This is a genomic window from Xanthomonas floridensis, from assembly GCF_001642575.1.
GTDB lineage: Bacteria > Pseudomonadota > Gammaproteobacteria > Xanthomonadales > Xanthomonadaceae > Xanthomonas > Xanthomonas floridensis.
Window position 1 is genome coordinate 31,506 of record NZ_LXNG01000055.1, and the last position, 15,097, is coordinate 46,602.

Consider the following 15,097-nt stretch of genomic DNA (forward strand, 5'->3'; position numbering starts at 1 on the left):
CGCCCGCGGTGCGCAGGCGCGGCATCGCACACTCAACCGCGCAGACGCTCCAGCTGCGCTTGCAGTGCGGCCACCTTGGACTGCAGGGCGGCGTTCTCGTTCTCCAGTTCGGTGACGCGGCGCTGCAAGGCCTTGAGGTCGCGGCGCTCGGCTTCGCCACCTTCGGCCTCGTCGGACTTGGGCTTGCGCTTGGCATCGCGCACGCGCTTGGCGGCCTGCTTGAGCTCGGCCTTGCCGGCCTGCGCGGCGGCGCGCTGTTCGTCTTCGGACAGGGTGGCCACCGCAGCGGCGGCGCTGATCGAGATCTCGCCCGCCTTTACCGCCTGCACCACTTCCGGCGCGGCCTGCTTGTGGATGCGCTCGATCATGACCACCTGGTTGCTGCTCAGGCGCGCTTCGCGTGCCAGCTCGGCGCGGCTGACCGGAGTGGAGGTTTCTTCCCATGGTGGGCTGTCGGTGTCTTCGGCAGCCTGCGCGGCGGGGGTGTCGCGCATTGCGCTGTCGTCACCGTCGGCCTCTGCGTGCGCGTCGGCCACCACCGGCGCCTCGGCGGCGGCATCGGCCTCGCGCTGGGTACGCTGGCGTGCGGCCAGGATCTCGCGCTTGCGCAGTGCCAGCACGCCGCGCTGGAAGTCGGAGACGCTGCGCCGGCCCAGGTGCTGCTCGATCATCCACAGGTGCACGTCCTGCATCGAGGTAAAGCGTGGGTTCTGCACGGTCTGGAACGGCAGCCCGTGCTTCTGGCAGATGCCATAGCGGTTATGGCCGTCCACCAGTACCTCCCCCCACAGCACCAGCGCATCGCGGCAGCCTTCGGCCAGCAGGCTGCGCTCCAGCGCCTCGTGCTCGTCGGGCGTCAGCGGGTCGATATAGGCCTTGAGTTCTTCTTTGACAACGATGTTCATGCGGCAACTGCGGGGGAGTACGGGGCCGGCATTGTAGTGAGCCTGCCCCGGCTTTGCGCGCTTGACGCGGCGCCTGCGCGCGTGACACGCGTGCGCCCGGTGCGCGCCCGGCCACTGGATGGCCGAGGCCTGCGCGCGGGCCGTGGGCGGTGCGTGCGGCCTGCTAGGCAAGGCGATCCGTACAGCCCGGGCGAGCGGACCACAAGCGGGGGTAGCGTTCGCGGACACGCTAGGCTGCTGCCCGAGCTGGCGGCGTCAGTCCAGCGTGCGCAGGATCCCGGCCAGGGTCTGGACCATCTGCCCGATCTGCGCCTCGGTCACGATCAGTGGCGGCGACAGTGCGATGACATCGCCGGTGACCCGCACCAGCAGGCCGCCTTCGTGGAAGCAGCGCTCGAACGCGGCATAGCCACGTGCCCCCGGCGCACCGTCGCGTGGCGCCAGCTCGATCGCACCGATCAGGCCGATGTTGCGGATGTCGATCACATGCGGCAGCCCACGCAGGCCGTGCAGGGCCTGTTCCCAGTGCGGGCCGAGCGTGATCGCGCGCTGGAACAGGCCTTCTTCGGCGTAGGTGTCCAGCGTGGCCAACGCTGCCGCGCAGGCCAGCGGATGGCCGGAGTAGGTATAGCCGTGGAACAGTTCGATCGCCGCCTCCGGTCCGTGCATGAAGGCATCGTGGATGGCGGTGTTCACCAGCACCGCCCCCATCGGCACGGTGCCGCTGGTCAGCCCCTTGGCGGCGGTGATGATGTCCGGGGTGACGCCGAAGCGCTGCGCCGCAAACGCCTCGCCGACCCGACCGAAGCCGGTGATCACCTCGTCGAACACCAGCACGATGCCGTGGCGGTCGCAGATGTCGCGCAGCCGCTGCAGGTAGCCTTCCGGCGGCAGGATCACCCCGGCCGAGCCGGACACCGGCTCGACGAACACCGCGGCAATGGTGGAGGCGTCGTGCAGGGCGATCAGCCGCTCCAGATCGTCGGCCAGCTCCGCGCCATGCGCCGGCAGCCCGCGCGAATAGGCGTTGCGCTGCAGGTCCAGGGTGTGGCGCAGATGGTCGGTGCCTGCCAGCAGCGGCCCGAACCACTTGCGGTTGTTGGGCAGCCCGCCGATCGACATGCCGCCGAAACCCACCCCGTGGTAGGCCTTCTCGCGGCCGATGAAGCGGATGCGCTGGCCCTCGCCACGCAGCCGGTGATAGGCCAGCACGATCTTCATCGCGCTATCCACCGCTTCAGAGCCGGAGTTGGTGAAGAACACATGCTCCAGCCCCGGCGGGGCGATCGCCGCCAGCCGCTGCGCCAGCACGAACGGTAGCGGTGAGCCCATCTGGAAGGTGGGCGCGAAATCCAGCGTGCCGGCCTGGGCGCGGATCGCTGCCACGATGCGTTGGCGGCCATGCCCGGCATTGCAGCACCACAGCCCGGCGGTGCCGTCCAGGATCTGGCGGCCGTCGACATCCTGGTAATACATGCCGGCCGCCGAGGCCAGCAGGCGAGGGCGCGCCTTGAACTGGCGGTTGGCCGTGAACGGCATCCAGAACGCGTCCAGCTGCGGCGGCGCCTGCAACGCGTGGGCGGTCTCGTGCGAAGGGTGGTCGTGCATCGCAGGCTCCGTGACGGGGATGGCCCGACTCTACGGCAGCCTGCGTCCTGGCCGTCACCCCGGCCGATGCCCGGCCGCCCATCGCACCGCACCAGCCAACGCTGGCAGCGGCGCGATCTAGTCAATAAGAACTAGTCAATTAGTCGCACGGCCGGCCGCTAACGACGAGGAAGGCGTGCGTGGCGTGGGTGTGGCAGTGCGATGGAACGCTGCGAGGCGATGCCGAGCATTGCAATGACGCGAGGATCGCCGATGATGCGCCAGACCGGCGCCTGTCGGGGCTGATTGTTGTCGCCGGCCTGATCGCACCACGCCACTCCATCGCAGCCGTCAATCGTATTCATCGCAGTTCATCGCACTTTTTATTTGGGGAAATGGGAATGACGCAAGGGTCCACCGTGGCGACAGCCAGCGGCGCTGACGCCGGTCTGCTGTCCAAGGAGCGCATCGTTGCGCGTCCTGGATTCAATCGTTGGCTGGTGCCGCCGGCAGCGCTGGCGATCCATCTGTGCATCGGCATGGCCTACGGCTTCAGTGTGTTCTGGTTGCCGTTGTCCAAGGCGCTGGGCATCACCGAGTCGATCGCGTGTCCGGCCGACATGAGCCTGTTCGCGCGCATGGTGGCCACAACCTGCGACTGGAAGATCAGCGAGCTGCAGTGGATGTACACGCTGTTCTTCGTGCTGCTGGGCTGCTCGGCGGCGATCTGGGGCGGCTGGCTGGAACGTGCCGGCCCGCGCAAGGCCGGCGTGGTCTCGGCGCTGTGCTGGTGCGGCGGCCTGGTGATCTCGGCGGCCGGTATCCACTTCCACCAGATCTGGATGCTGTGGCTGGGCTCGGGCGTGATCGGCGGTATCGGTCTGGGGTTGGGCTACATCTCGCCGGTGTCGACCCTGATCAAATGGTTCCCGGACCGTCGCGGCATGGCGACCGGCATGGCCATCATGGGCTTCGGTGGTGGCGCGATGATCGGCAGCCCGCTGGCCGATGCGCTGATGCGCCACTTCGCCACCCCTACCTCGGTGGGCGTGATGGAAACCTTCCTGGTGATGGCGGCGCTGTATTTCGTGTTCATGATGGCCGGCGCGTTCGGCTACCGCGTGCCGCCGAGCGGCTGGACCCCGGCCGGCTGGACTGCCCCGGTGGCCAGCACCAACGCGATGATCACCGCCAATCACGTGCACGTGAAAAAGGTCTGGGGCATCCCGCAGTTCTGGCTGCTGTGGGGCGTGCTGTGCCTGAACGTCTCGGCCGGTATCGGCGTGATCGGCATGTCTTCGCCGATGCTGCAGGAAGTGTTCGGCGGCCGCCTGATCGGCGTGGACATCGGCTTCGGCAACCTGGACCCGACCCAGCTGGCCAGCATCGCGGCCATCGCGGCCGGCTTCACCGGCCTGCTCAGCCTGTTCAACATCGGTGGCCGCTTCTTCTGGGCCAGCATGTCCGACAAGCTCGGCCGCAAGAACACCTACACGCTGTTCTTCGTGCTGGGTATCTGCCTGTACGCGGCGGCGCCGTCGGCCGGTGGCGTGGGCGGTATCGCGCTGTTCGTGGGCATCTTCTGCATCATCCTGTCGATGTACGGCGGCGGCTTCGCCACCATTCCGGCGTATCTGGCCGACCTGTTCGGCACCCAGATGGTGGGCGCCATCCACGGCCGTCTGCTGACCGCCTGGGCCACCGCCGGCATCCTCGGCCCGGTGGTCGTGGGGTATATGCGCGAGTACCAGCTGGCCCACGGCAGCCCGCCGTCACAGGTCTACAACACCACCATGTACATCCTCGCCGGCATGCTCGTGCTCGGCCTGATCTGCAATCTGCTGGTGCGCCCGGTAGCCGCGCGTCATTTCATGACGCCCGACGAACTGGCGCGCGAGAAGCAGCTGGCGCACGAAAAGGTCGACCGCAGCGGACACGCGGTGCTGCCGCCGGAGCAGATGGCGCGCATCGGTCACGGCGGCAATCCCGCGCTGGTGGCGTTTGCCTGGTTGGCAGTGGGCATCCCGATGCTGTTCGGCATCTGGGTCACGCTGCAGAAAGCCTTCGTGCTGTTCCATTGAGGTGAGATGACCACTCCGTCTTCCCGCTCGGTGCGCCCCGGCAGTGTGGTGCGCACGGTGTTCCGGCATCGCGGCGGCCGCAGCGCCACGGTGCAGGACATGGTGGCGGCAGAAATGCCGGTCGCCTTCATCTACAACGGCGTGCCGTTTGCGGTGATGATGGCCACGCCGGAGGACCTGGAAGACTTCGCACTGGGGTTCTCGCTGAGCGAGGGCATCGTCGACCGCCCGCAGGACCTGCGGGTGGTTGCGGTGGAGACCTTCCTGGAAGGTGCTTCGCTGCAGATCGAGATTCCACCCGAGCGCGCCGCCGCGTTGGACCAGCGGCGGCGCAACCTGGATGGACGCAGTGGTTGCGGGGTGTGCGGTAACGAGTCGATCGAGGCGGTGCTGCGCGTGCCACCGCGCGTGCAATCGACGCTGCAGATCGACGCCGATGCGTTGGCGCGTGCGCTGGATGCGTTGCATGCGCAGCAGCCGATCGCCGCGCAGACCGGCGCGGTGCATGCCGCCGGTTGGGCCGATGCGAACGGGGTGGTGCAGCTCGTGCGCGAAGATGTCGGGCGCCACAACGCGTTGGACAAATTGATCGGTGCATTGGCGCGCGCGCGCATCGATGCATCGCAAGGGTTTGCGGTGGTCACCAGCCGCGCCAGTTATGAAATGGCCATGAAAGCCGCGCAAGCCCGGATTCCGCTGCTGGCAGCGATTTCCGCACCGACCGCGCTGGCGATCAGCCTGGCCGACAGCGCGGGACTGACCCTGATCGGGTTTGCCCGCAATCACGATTGTGTTGTTTACAGCCATCCACAACGCCTGGATCTGGGCGTTGCCGTGGGAGAGCCCGCATGAGCAAGAAAACCATCAAGCAGTACGACAATCCCGCGGGCGGCTGGGGCGCATTGCGCTCGGTGGCCAAGCATCTGATGGAACAGGACATCGCGGTGCAGGGCGCCAAGACGCTGCTGCACGCCAACCAGCCGGACGGCTTCGACTGCCCCGGCTGCGCCTGGCCCGACCGCGATCACACCTCCACCTTCGAATTCTGCGAGAACGGCGCCAAGGCCGTGGCCGCCGAATCCACCGCGCGCCGCGCCGGGGCCGAGTTGTTCGCCTCGCACAGCGTCAGCCTGTTGTCGCAGTACAGCGACTATTGGCTGGAAGGGCAGGGCCGCCTGACCCAGCCGATGCGCTACGACGCCGCCACCGACCACTATGTGCCGGTGAGCTGGGACGATGCGTTTGCGCAGATCGCCAGCCATCTCAACGGCCTGGCGAGCCCGGACGAGGCGATCTTCTACACCTCCGGGCGCACCAGCAATGAGGCAGCGTTCCTGTATCAGCTGTTCGTGCGCGAATTCGGCACCAACAACTTCCCCGACTGCTCCAACATGTGCCACGAACCCTCCGGCACCGCGCTGCGGTCGCAGATCGGCGTGGGCAAAGGCACGGTGTCGCTGCACGATTTCGAACTGGCCGATGCCATCTTCATCTTTGGCCAGAATCCGGGCACCAATCACCCGCGCATGCTCGGCGAGTTGCGTCAGGCCTCCAAGCGCGGCGCGGCGATTGCGGCGTTCAATCCGCTGCGCGAGCGCGGGCTGGAGAAGTTCGCCGACCCGCAGGACAAGCTGGAGATGCTGCACAACGGCTCCACGCGCATCGCCTCCGATTACTTCCAGCTCAAGATCGGCGGCGACCTGGCCGCGATCAAGGGCGTCATCAAGCATGTGCTCGAGCGCGATGCGCAGGCCCAGCGCGACGGCACGGCGCGGTTGCTGGATCTGGATTTCATCGCCGAGCACACCGCCAACTTCGACGCCTTCGCCGCCGACGTGCATGCGGAAAGCTGGAGCACCATCGTCGAAGAATCCGGACTGGACGAAGCGGCGCTGCGCAAGGCTGGCGAAATCTATCTGAAGGCCGAGCGCGTGATCGCGTGCTGGGGCATGGGCATCACCCAGCACAAGCACTCGGTAGCCACCATCCACATGATCACCAACCTGCTGCTGCTGCGCGGCCATCTGGGCCGTCCCGGCGCAGGCGTGTGCCCGGTGCGCGGACACAGCAACGTGCAGGGCGACCGCACGATGATGATCTACGAAAAACCGCCGGCCGCGTTTCTGGACAAGCTGCAGTCGGTGTTCGGCTTTGCGCCGCCGCGCGAAGACGGCTTCGACACCGTCGGTGCGATCGAAGCGATGCTGGATGGGCGCGGCAAGGTGTTCTTCGCGATGGGCGGCAACTTCGCTGCGGCAACGCCGGATACCGATGCCACCCACCGCGCGCTGCGCAACTGCGAACTCACCGTCCACGTCACCACCAAGCTCAATCGCAGTCACCTGGTGCACGGACGCGATGCGTTGATCCTGCCGTGCCTGGGGCGCACCGAAATCGATATCCAGGACGCCGGCTCGCAAGGCGTGACGGTGGAGGATTCGATGAGCATGGTGCACCTGTCGGCCGGCATCAATCCGCCGGCCTCGCCGGACCTGTTGTCCGAGCCGGCGATCGTGGCGCGCATGGCCGAAGCCACCTTGGGTGCGCGCAGCGCCATCCGCTGGCGCTGGCTGGTGGGCGACTACGACCGCATCCGCGACCTGATCGCCCAGGTGTTCCCGGACTTTGCCGATTTCAACCAACGGGTACGCACGCCGGGTGGCTTCCGCCTGTCCAACACCGCGCGCGACCGCAACTGGGTCACGCCCGAGCAGCGTGCGGTCTTCAAATCGCACGCGGTGCCCACCGATAACCCGATCCATCGCGCGCGGCGTTCGCGTGGCGACCAGATGGTGTTCACGCTGGCCACTACCCGCTCGCACGATCAGTACAACACCACCATTTACGGGCTGGACGATCGCTACCGCGGTGTGTTCGGCGAGCGCCGCGTGCTGTTCATCAATGGTGCCGACATCGCGGCACTGAACATGAAGGCCGGCGACTGGGTGGACCTGGAAAGTCTGTGCGAGGACGGCGTGCGTCGCGAGGCGCGGCGTTTCCTGCTGGTGGACTACAACATTCCGCGTGGCTGCCTGGCGGCGTATTACCCGGAAACCAATGCACTGGTACCGCTGTCCAGCTTCGCTGACGAAGCGCGCACGCCGACGTCCAAGTCGATTCCGGTGATCGTGCTGCCGCACCGCGCCGAAACTGCCGATGCGGCGCCGCGCGACATCGGGGCGGTACTTGTCCGCTGACACACAGCTCACCGCGCAGTTGTTGCAGGCGCTGGCCGACACGCCCGATGGCGTGTCGTTGGCAAGGTTGTGCAAGCAGCTGGGCGTGCGCATGAGCGTGCTGCTGCGCACGCTCGCCTGGCTGGGCACGGCAAACCTGGACGGTGAACCGGGCCCGGACTGGGTCCGCGTAGACGAGCGTGGCGAACGGCAATTTGCGGTGATCACTGCTGCCGGCCTGGTTGAACACGTGCAGCGTGCAACGGCGCAAGCGCCGCAGGGCGGTTGAGCGATCTTTTCGCTTTGATGAAGAGCTGGCGGTGTTTTGGATTTGGTTGGTACCGCATCCCGGAACGTTGAGGTTCACCGGTTTGAGCCAAACGCGTCGTTGCGCGCGCGCGGTGCTCTCATCGCTTGCGGGACACGCCGTAAACCCATCCACGGAGGACCGTTGGCGGCCTCCATGCCGCCAACGGTCCCGCAAGCGGCGAGGTCACCGCACCAGAACGTTGGTTGGCGGTTTTGAGAAAGCCGATCGTGATACGCAGGCGGCGCAGCAAGCGGAGGTTGCCTATCGCTTGCACTGACGCACCAACCATCTCGACCGGTCCTTGCCCGCCCCCCGTCGCGGAACCTGACGCGGCATGGATGCCGCGTAAGAGCTTACAGGGACGTACTTGCGGCGTGTCCTGCGATGGTGGGCGGGCAAGGGCCTTGCAGCCAGGCCAAAGGCCATCGGCTCCACAATCGATCTATCTGCATTGTCAAAATGCTCCTGACTTTCCGTGTGTCCCACAATGCTGGGCGGGCAAGGGCCCCGTAGTCCAAGCCGAAGGTCATCGGCTCTACAAGGGATGTATCCGCACTCCTTCACCACTTCAACCGAGATCTCACGGCCCTGCTGCCACAACGCGGACGGTCACGCCTGTAACTTTTCTCAGGCCGTTGGTCCGCGCAAACCGCCGCCGCGATCTGCCAGAATCGGCCGTCTTATCTTGCCTTGCCTGGATGCCGATCGCCGATGACTGCCGCCGCGCCGCTTGTCACGCCCTCCAATTCGCCTGCGCGCGTGCTGTTTGCCAGCCTGATCGGCACCACCATCGAGTTCTTCGATTTCTATATCTACGCCACTGCGGCGGTGCTGGTGTTCCCGACCTTGTTCTTCCCGGCCGGTGACGGCAATGCGGCGATGCTGCAATCGCTGGCCACGTTTGCGGTGGCCTTCATCGCGCGGCCGGTGGGCTCGGCGGTGTTTGGCCACTTCGGCGACCGCATTGGCCGCAAGGCCACGCTGGTGGCGGCGTTGTTGACGATGGGCCTGTCCACGGTGGCGATCGGCCTATTGCCCGGTTACGCGCAGATCGGCGTGCTGGCGCCGGCGCTGCTGGCGGTGTGTCGCTTCGGCCAGGGTCTGGGCCTGGGCGGCGAGTGGGGCGGGGCGGTGCTGCTGGCCACCGAAAACGCGCCGCCCGGCAAGCGGGTCTGGTACGGCATGTTTCCGCAGCTGGGTGCGCCGCTGGGCTTTCTGCTGTCCACTGGCACGTTCCTGGGCATGGGCGCGTTGCTGGACGATGCCGACTTCCTGGCGTGGGGGTGGCGGGTGCCGTTCCTGGCCAGCGCGCTGCTGGTGCTCACCGGCCTGTGGGTGCGCCTGAGCATCACCGAAACCCCGGATTTCCAGAAGACCCTGGACCGCAAGACGCGCGTCCGCCTGCCGCTGGGCACGGTGATCTCGCAGCATTGGCCGGCGTTGATCGTCGGCACCCTGGGCGCGTTCGCCACCTTCGTGCTGTTTTATCTGATGACCGTCTTTGCGCTGGGCTATGGCACCAAGACCCTGGGCTACGACAAAGAGCAGTTCCTGCTGCTGCAGGTGGCCGGCATCGTGTTTTTCGCGCTGGGGATCCCGCTGTCGGCCAGGTTTGGCGACCGCCACGGGGCGCCGCTGGCGATGATGCTGGCCAGCATCGCCATCATCGCGTTCGGGCTGGCATTCGCGCCGTTGTTCCAGGCCAATCATCCGTTGCAGGTGCTGGGCTTCCTGTCGCTGGGATTCTTCTTCATGGGCCTGACCTACGGCCCCTGCGGCACGCTGCTGGCGCAGCTGTATCCCACCGAGGTGCGCTATACCGGCGCATCCTTGTCGTTCAACCTGGCCAGTATCCTGGGCGCGGCACCGGCGCCGTATGTGGCCACGCAGCTGGCAGAACGCTACGGTGTCCGCGCGGTGGGCTATTACCTTGGGAGTGCCGCGGTGTTGAGCCTGGTCGCGCTGATGGTGGCGCGCCGCTGGCGCGTTCCTGCGGAAAAGAGCCCGTCCGTCGCCTAGGGCAACGCGCGGGCGAGGGAAGTGCCGGCGCGATTCCTGCATGCCGCGCTGCGGCTGCACGCCGGCATAGCTGTGCCATTGATTTCAATAACAGCGTGCGCGCATACGCTGCGGCGCTGGTGAGAGGAATCAGCGCACGCCGGCAGGTTTTTCGGTGCACTGCCACGGTCAGCGACCAGTTGCTGACGCGGCGCAATCTTCAACGGAACAGCCGTTTCAGCGTGCGGCCCAGCCAGTGGCCGTGCTGGTGGCTACGCGAGAACTGGTCCAGGTGCGCGATCACCTGCGGCGCATAGGCCTGGTCATCGCCGCGGATATGGTTGAACAACCAGCGCGAGAGCATGTTGCGCAAGTCGTCGCTGACCTCTTCGCCGGCCTGGAACCGCAGCCGGTATTCGCCGACGCGCTTGCCGAATACCTCGTGCACGCGCTTGTGCGCCAGGCTGAAGGGGTAGCCGGCTTCTTCCATCAGCTCTTCTTCGAAAGCGAAGTGCGACAAGGTGTAGTCGATCAATTCATCGATGACCTCGGCCACCGCCAGGCGCTGCAGGCTGGTCTGCGCGGCATGCAGATGATTGATCATCTCCACGATGCGCCGGTGTTGATGATCGATGACCTCGATCCCGGTGTTGAGGTCGTCCTGCCAGACCAGCAATGCCATCGCCCACCCCTGTTCCAAATGATGGGCGGCACGATAGGCGCGCGCCAGCGCTGGCGCGTTGATCTGGATCAAATCCGGTCAGGGTGTGCGGGCAACCCCGAGGCGTGCCCACTTGGGTCTGTGCGTCATCCCCGTCGTTCGGTGTCGCTGCAGCCGCGTCGCCGCGTGCAGCGCGTCAGCGACGTCGATCAGCTCGCCAGGCGAACCTGGTTGCGGCCGCCGGCCTTGGCCAGGTACAGGTACTTGTCGGCCTCGCCGAGCAGGTGATGCAGCGATTGCCCGCTTTCGCTGGCAATGCACACGCCAATGCTCACCGTCATGCTCAGCGTTTCATCGCCGATGCGCACGCGCAATGCGCTGATGCGTTCGCGCAGGGTCTCGAAATAACTGGTGGCGTTGGCTGCATCGAGCCCGGGGACCAGCAGGCAGAATTCCTCGCCGCCGAAGCGCGCCACCAGGTCCTGCGGCCGCGCATGCCCGGACACCGAGGCGGCCACCGCACGCAGTGCCTGGTCGCCGGCTTCGTGGCCCCAGGTGTCGTTGATATGCTTGAAGTGGTCGATATCCAGCATCGCGGCGGTCACCGTCTGGTCCTGCGACAGCAGCTTGGGGATCACCCGCTGGCTCTGTTCCAGGAAGTAGCGCCGGTTCGGCAGGCCGGTGAGGAAGTCGCGCGTGGCCAGGTCCTGCAGCGTGCCGATCAATTCCAGCTGGTCCACGTTCTGCGAGACACGGCAAAAGAATTCCTCGCGCGAGAAGGGCTTGCGCAGGAAATCGTTGGCCCCGTTCTTCAGGAAGCGCGGGATCAGCGACGAATCGCTGTTGCCGGAGATGCCGATCACCGCCACCTTGTCGCGCGAACGGATCGCACGCAGCCGGCGGGTGAATTCCACCCCTTCCATGCCGGGCATTTCCTGGTCGACGATGGTCAGGCGGATACCAGGATCGCGCTCGATCGCTTCCAGGCCGGCTGCGCCGTCGGCCGCCAGCACCACGCGGTAGCCGTACATCGACAGCAACGCCGCCGCGTAGGTGCGGGCAGACAGCGAGTCGTCCACCACCAGTGCGCCGATGCGGCGGTTGCGCTCCAGGCGCTGCACCAGCCAGGCCAGGTATTCGATGCTGCCCGGTGCGTTCTTGAGCACGTAGTCGATGATCTGCTGCTGCAGCACGCGCTGGCGCAGGTCCTCGTCGTACACGCCGCTGACCACCACGGTGGGCAGGTTGCGCGACAGGAAGAACTCCACCACCTTGTCGCGGTCGCCGTCTACCAGCACCAGCCCGGTCAGGACCAGGAACCAGCCATCTTCTTCGTCGAGCACGCGCGCCGCTTCGGCCAGGGTCGAGACGACAGTGACCGGCAGTTCCACGCGTTGCTCGATGGCTTCGCGCAGCATGCTGGTGAACGTGCGTGAGTTCTCCACCAGCAACACGCGTTGCGGCAGAACTGCACTTTCACTATTGCGATGTAGGGTACCTGGAGACATCGGCTGGCCGTGTGGATCGAACCGTCAGATCAGCTAACGGCTCTGCCCGCCAAAACTTGAGCATTTCGTCGCACCCTGTGCGCGGTGCCGGCGGCGGCGTTCACCACAGCGCATCGCGCAGCCGGTACCAGCTCATGGCGGCCACCAGCAACGGGGTGCGCAGCCGTCGTCCGCCCGGGAACGGCCGGTGCGCAATGCGGGAGAACACGTCCAGGCGCCGGCTCTGGCCGGCGATGGCCTCGGCGATGACCTGGCCGGCCAGGCCGGTCGCCGCGACGCCGTGGCCGGAGAAGCCTTGTGCGAAATACAGGTTCGGTGCGAGCCGGCCCCAGTGCGGGGCGCGGTTGCGGGTGATGTCGACGTAGCCGCCCCACACGGTCTCCAGTGGCACGTCGCGCAGCTGCGGGAACACGGTGTGCATGCGCCGGGTCATCAGGCCCTGCAGGCCCGGCGGCGGACGCGACGAATAGCTGGCACGCCCGCCGAACAGCAGCCGGTGATCGGCGCTGAGCCGGTAATAATCCAGCGCCCAATTGGTATCGGCCACCGCCATGTCGTTGCCGATCAGCGCGCGTGCACGCGCCGCGCCCAGGGGCGGTGTCGCGCCGACATAGGTGCCCACCGGCATGATGCGCTGCTCCAGCTGCGGGGCGATGCCGTGCAGCAAGGCATTGCCGGCAATCACCCCGACATCCGCGGCAACGCTGCCCTCGGCGGTGTGCATCGTGACCCGTGCACCGGCGTCCTGCCGGGTCACCGCCGAGTCTTCGAAGATGCGCACCCCGGCGGCCAGCGCGGCCCGCGCCAAGCCAAGGGCATAGGCCAGCGGATGCAGATGGCCGCTGGCCGCATCGAACATCGCGCCCAGGTACAGCGGGCTGTCCAGCACCTGCCGGGTGCGGGCGCGGTCCCACCATTCCAGCGGATAGTCGTAGCGCTCGGCCATGCGCACGATGCCGTGCTGCAGGGCGCGGACCTGGCGCGGCTTCAATGGCACATGCGCATGCCCGTCGCGCCAGTCACAGGCGATGGCGTGGCGCTGGATGCGCTGGCGCAGCAGCTGCATGCCGTCGCGCGAAAAATCGAACAGCAGGCGCGCATCCGCATCGCCGACCAACGCTTCCAGCGTGTCCTGCTCGCAGCCGTAGCCGACGATGGCCTGACCGCCGTTGCGCCCGGACGCGCCCCAACCGATGCGCCTGGCCTCCAGCACGACCACCCGATAGCCGGCTTCGGCCAGCGTCAGCGCGGCCGTCAGGCCGGTATAGCCGGCGCCGAGGATGCAGACATCGGCCTGCAGCGCGCCGAGCAGGCGCGGCTGGGCGGGCAGGGCCGGTGTGCTGCGCGCATACCAGCTGTCCGGATACCCGCTGCCCGGTGTCTCGCTGGCGGTTGCGGCCGGGCTGCCCATCACACGGTGCGCAGGTACCGGGCGTAATCCAGGTCCGGCACCAGCGCCTGGTAGTCGAACAGCTCACGCTGCTTCTGCTGGCCGAACACCTGCCGGAATTGCGTGCCGAACTGCGCGTTGATGAAATCGCTGCCCAGAAACGCATCCACCGCACCCTGCCAGGTGCGCGGCCGGAACACCGATTGCGCATAGGCATTGCCTACGATCGGGGCGGTGGGCTCGCCGGGCTGTTGCAAGCCGTCCAGCATGGCCGCCAGCACCGCGGCGGCCACCAGGTATGGATTGGCATCGGCGCCAGCGATGCGGTGTTCGATGCGGGTGTTGCGCGCATCGCTATGCGGGATGCGCAGCGCCACGGTGCGGTTATTGAAGCCCCAGCTGGCATCCAGCGGCACGAACGCATTGCTGACAAAGCGGCGGTAGCTGTTGGCATGCGGGGCGAACAGCAGCAGGCAGGCGTCGGCATGCCGTTGCAGCCCGGCAATGGCGTGCCGCAGCGCGGCCGCGGGCGCGTCGGCACCGCCGGCCAGCACGTTGTTGCCTTCCTGATCCAGCAGGCTCACATGCAGATGCAGGCCGCTACCGGCCTGGTCGGGGAACGGCTTGGCCATGAAGCTGGCGAGCGTGCCTTGCTGCTGCGCAATGGCCTTGATGGTGCGCTTGAGCAGGATCGCCTCATCGCAGGCCGCTACCGCGTCGGCACGGTGCTGCAGGTTGATCTCGAACTGGCCCGGCGCGTACTCGGCCACCGCGGTGTCGGCGGGAATGCCTTGCTGGCGGCATGCGGCTGTGACCGCGTCGGTGAAGCCACGCTGGTCGTCCAGGTCCTGTAGCGCATACACCTGGGTGCTGGCGCTGCGGGCGCCGGTGACCGGGTCGCGCGGGGTCTGCGGGCGGCCCTGCGCATCGGGCACCGCATCGAACAGGTAGAACTCTAGTTCCACCGCAATCACCGGGGTCAAGCCCCGCGCGGCGAAGCCGGCCAGCACGCGCTGCAGCACCGCGCGCGGCGCCACCTCGAACAGCTGGCCCTCGGGGGTGTGCATCGCCAGCAGCAGCTGCGCCATCGGCTGTGGTGCCCACGGCACCGGTCGCAGCGAACCGGCGATCGGCCGGCAGATGCGGTCGGCATCGCCGATCGCATACCCCAGCCCGGTTTCTTCCACGGTATTGCCGGTGATGTCGGTGGCGATCAGCGACATCGGCAGGCACACGCCATCGCGATACACCTTGCCCAGGGTGTCGGCGGTGATGCGCTTGCCGCGCAGTACGCCGTTGGTGTCGGGCAACAACAGGTCCACCGAGGCACAGCCGGGAATGCGCGCCAGCGTGGCAGCATCGGCGGCGGGCAGGGACGCGACGGAGTTCTCTGAAGCCATGGGCACCACCTGCGAAGTCGCAGCCAGCCTAGCAAAGCGCGCGTGAGCCGTCGCAGACGCGCGAGGCGGCGGCGGTGGCAA

Annotated in this window: 11 protein-coding genes; 5 read left to right on the forward strand and 6 right to left on the reverse strand. The window is 67.1% G+C overall.

Annotated elements, in window-relative coordinates:
* Positions 1–32: 32 nt before the first annotated feature.
* Both A7D17_RS19345 and aptA read right to left on the reverse strand, forming a co-directional pair.
* A complete protein-coding gene (locus tag A7D17_RS19345) occupies positions 33–905 on the reverse strand; it encodes a hypothetical protein (RefSeq protein WP_064510595.1) in 873 nt (290 codons plus the stop codon).
* A 255-nt stretch (positions 906–1,160) separates the two neighbouring features.
* On the reverse strand, positions 1,161–2,513 hold the full coding sequence (gene aptA, locus A7D17_RS19350) for an omega-aminotransferase AptA (protein ID WP_064510596.1): 1,353 nt from the start codon (positions 2,511–2,513) through the stop codon (positions 1,161–1,163).
* 380 nt (positions 2,514–2,893) lie between these two features.
* Here aptA and A7D17_RS19360 point away from each other — a divergent pair, with 380 nt between their 5' ends.
* From A7D17_RS19360 to A7D17_RS19380, 5 genes are all read left to right on the forward strand, one after another.
* The gene (locus A7D17_RS19360) at positions 2,894–4,573 is read left to right on the forward strand and encodes an OFA family MFS transporter (RefSeq protein ID WP_064510750.1); all 1,680 of its coding nucleotides are present in this window, start codon (positions 2,894–2,896) and stop codon (positions 4,571–4,573) included.
* A gap of 6 nt (positions 4,574–4,579) precedes the next feature.
* Positions 4,580–5,425 carry a formate dehydrogenase accessory sulfurtransferase FdhD gene (gene fdhD, locus A7D17_RS19365; protein WP_064510598.1) on the forward strand — a complete coding sequence of 282 codons (846 nt, stop codon included), beginning with the start codon at positions 4,580–4,582 and terminating at the stop codon, positions 5,423–5,425.
* Positions 5,422–7,770 (forward strand): FdhF/YdeP family oxidoreductase, encoded by a 2,349-nt coding sequence (locus tag A7D17_RS19370; protein WP_064510599.1) that lies wholly within the window; start codon positions 5,422–5,424, stop codon positions 7,768–7,770. The genes fdhD and A7D17_RS19370 overlap by 4 nt, the downstream gene beginning before the upstream one ends.
* Positions 7,760–8,038: a hypothetical protein gene (locus A7D17_RS19375; protein ID WP_064510600.1), complete on the forward strand. Its 279-nt coding sequence runs from the start codon at positions 7,760–7,762 to the stop codon at positions 8,036–8,038. Before A7D17_RS19370 ends, A7D17_RS19375 begins: the two co-directional genes overlap by 11 nt.
* Before the next feature lie 732 nt (positions 8,039–8,770).
* Positions 8,771–10,078, forward strand: a complete 1,308-nt coding sequence (locus A7D17_RS19380; protein ID WP_064510601.1) for an MFS transporter — start codon at positions 8,771–8,773, stop codon at positions 10,076–10,078.
* 199 nt (positions 10,079–10,277) lie between these two features.
* Here A7D17_RS19380 and A7D17_RS19385 read toward each other — a convergent pair whose 3' ends face one another.
* From A7D17_RS19385 to A7D17_RS19400, 4 genes are all read right to left on the reverse strand, one after another.
* Positions 10,278–10,739 carry a bacteriohemerythrin gene (locus A7D17_RS19385; RefSeq protein ID WP_064510751.1) on the reverse strand — a complete coding sequence of 154 codons (462 nt, stop codon included), beginning with the start codon at positions 10,737–10,739 and terminating at the stop codon, positions 10,278–10,280.
* Positions 10,740–10,927: 188 nt separating this feature from the next.
* Positions 10,928–12,226, reverse strand: a complete 1,299-nt coding sequence (locus A7D17_RS19390; RefSeq protein WP_029220200.1) for a diguanylate cyclase — start codon at positions 12,224–12,226, stop codon at positions 10,928–10,930.
* A 100-nt stretch (positions 12,227–12,326) separates the two neighbouring features.
* A complete protein-coding gene (locus A7D17_RS19395; protein WP_064510602.1) occupies positions 12,327–13,637 on the reverse strand; it encodes an NAD(P)/FAD-dependent oxidoreductase in 1,311 nt (436 codons plus the stop codon).
* Positions 13,637–15,016, reverse strand: coding sequence for a glutamine synthetase family protein (locus A7D17_RS19400; RefSeq protein ID WP_064510603.1), 1,380 nt, complete (start codon positions 15,014–15,016; stop codon positions 13,637–13,639). The genes A7D17_RS19395 and A7D17_RS19400 overlap by 1 nt, the downstream gene beginning before the upstream one ends.
* Positions 15,017–15,097: the final 81 nt, after the last annotated feature.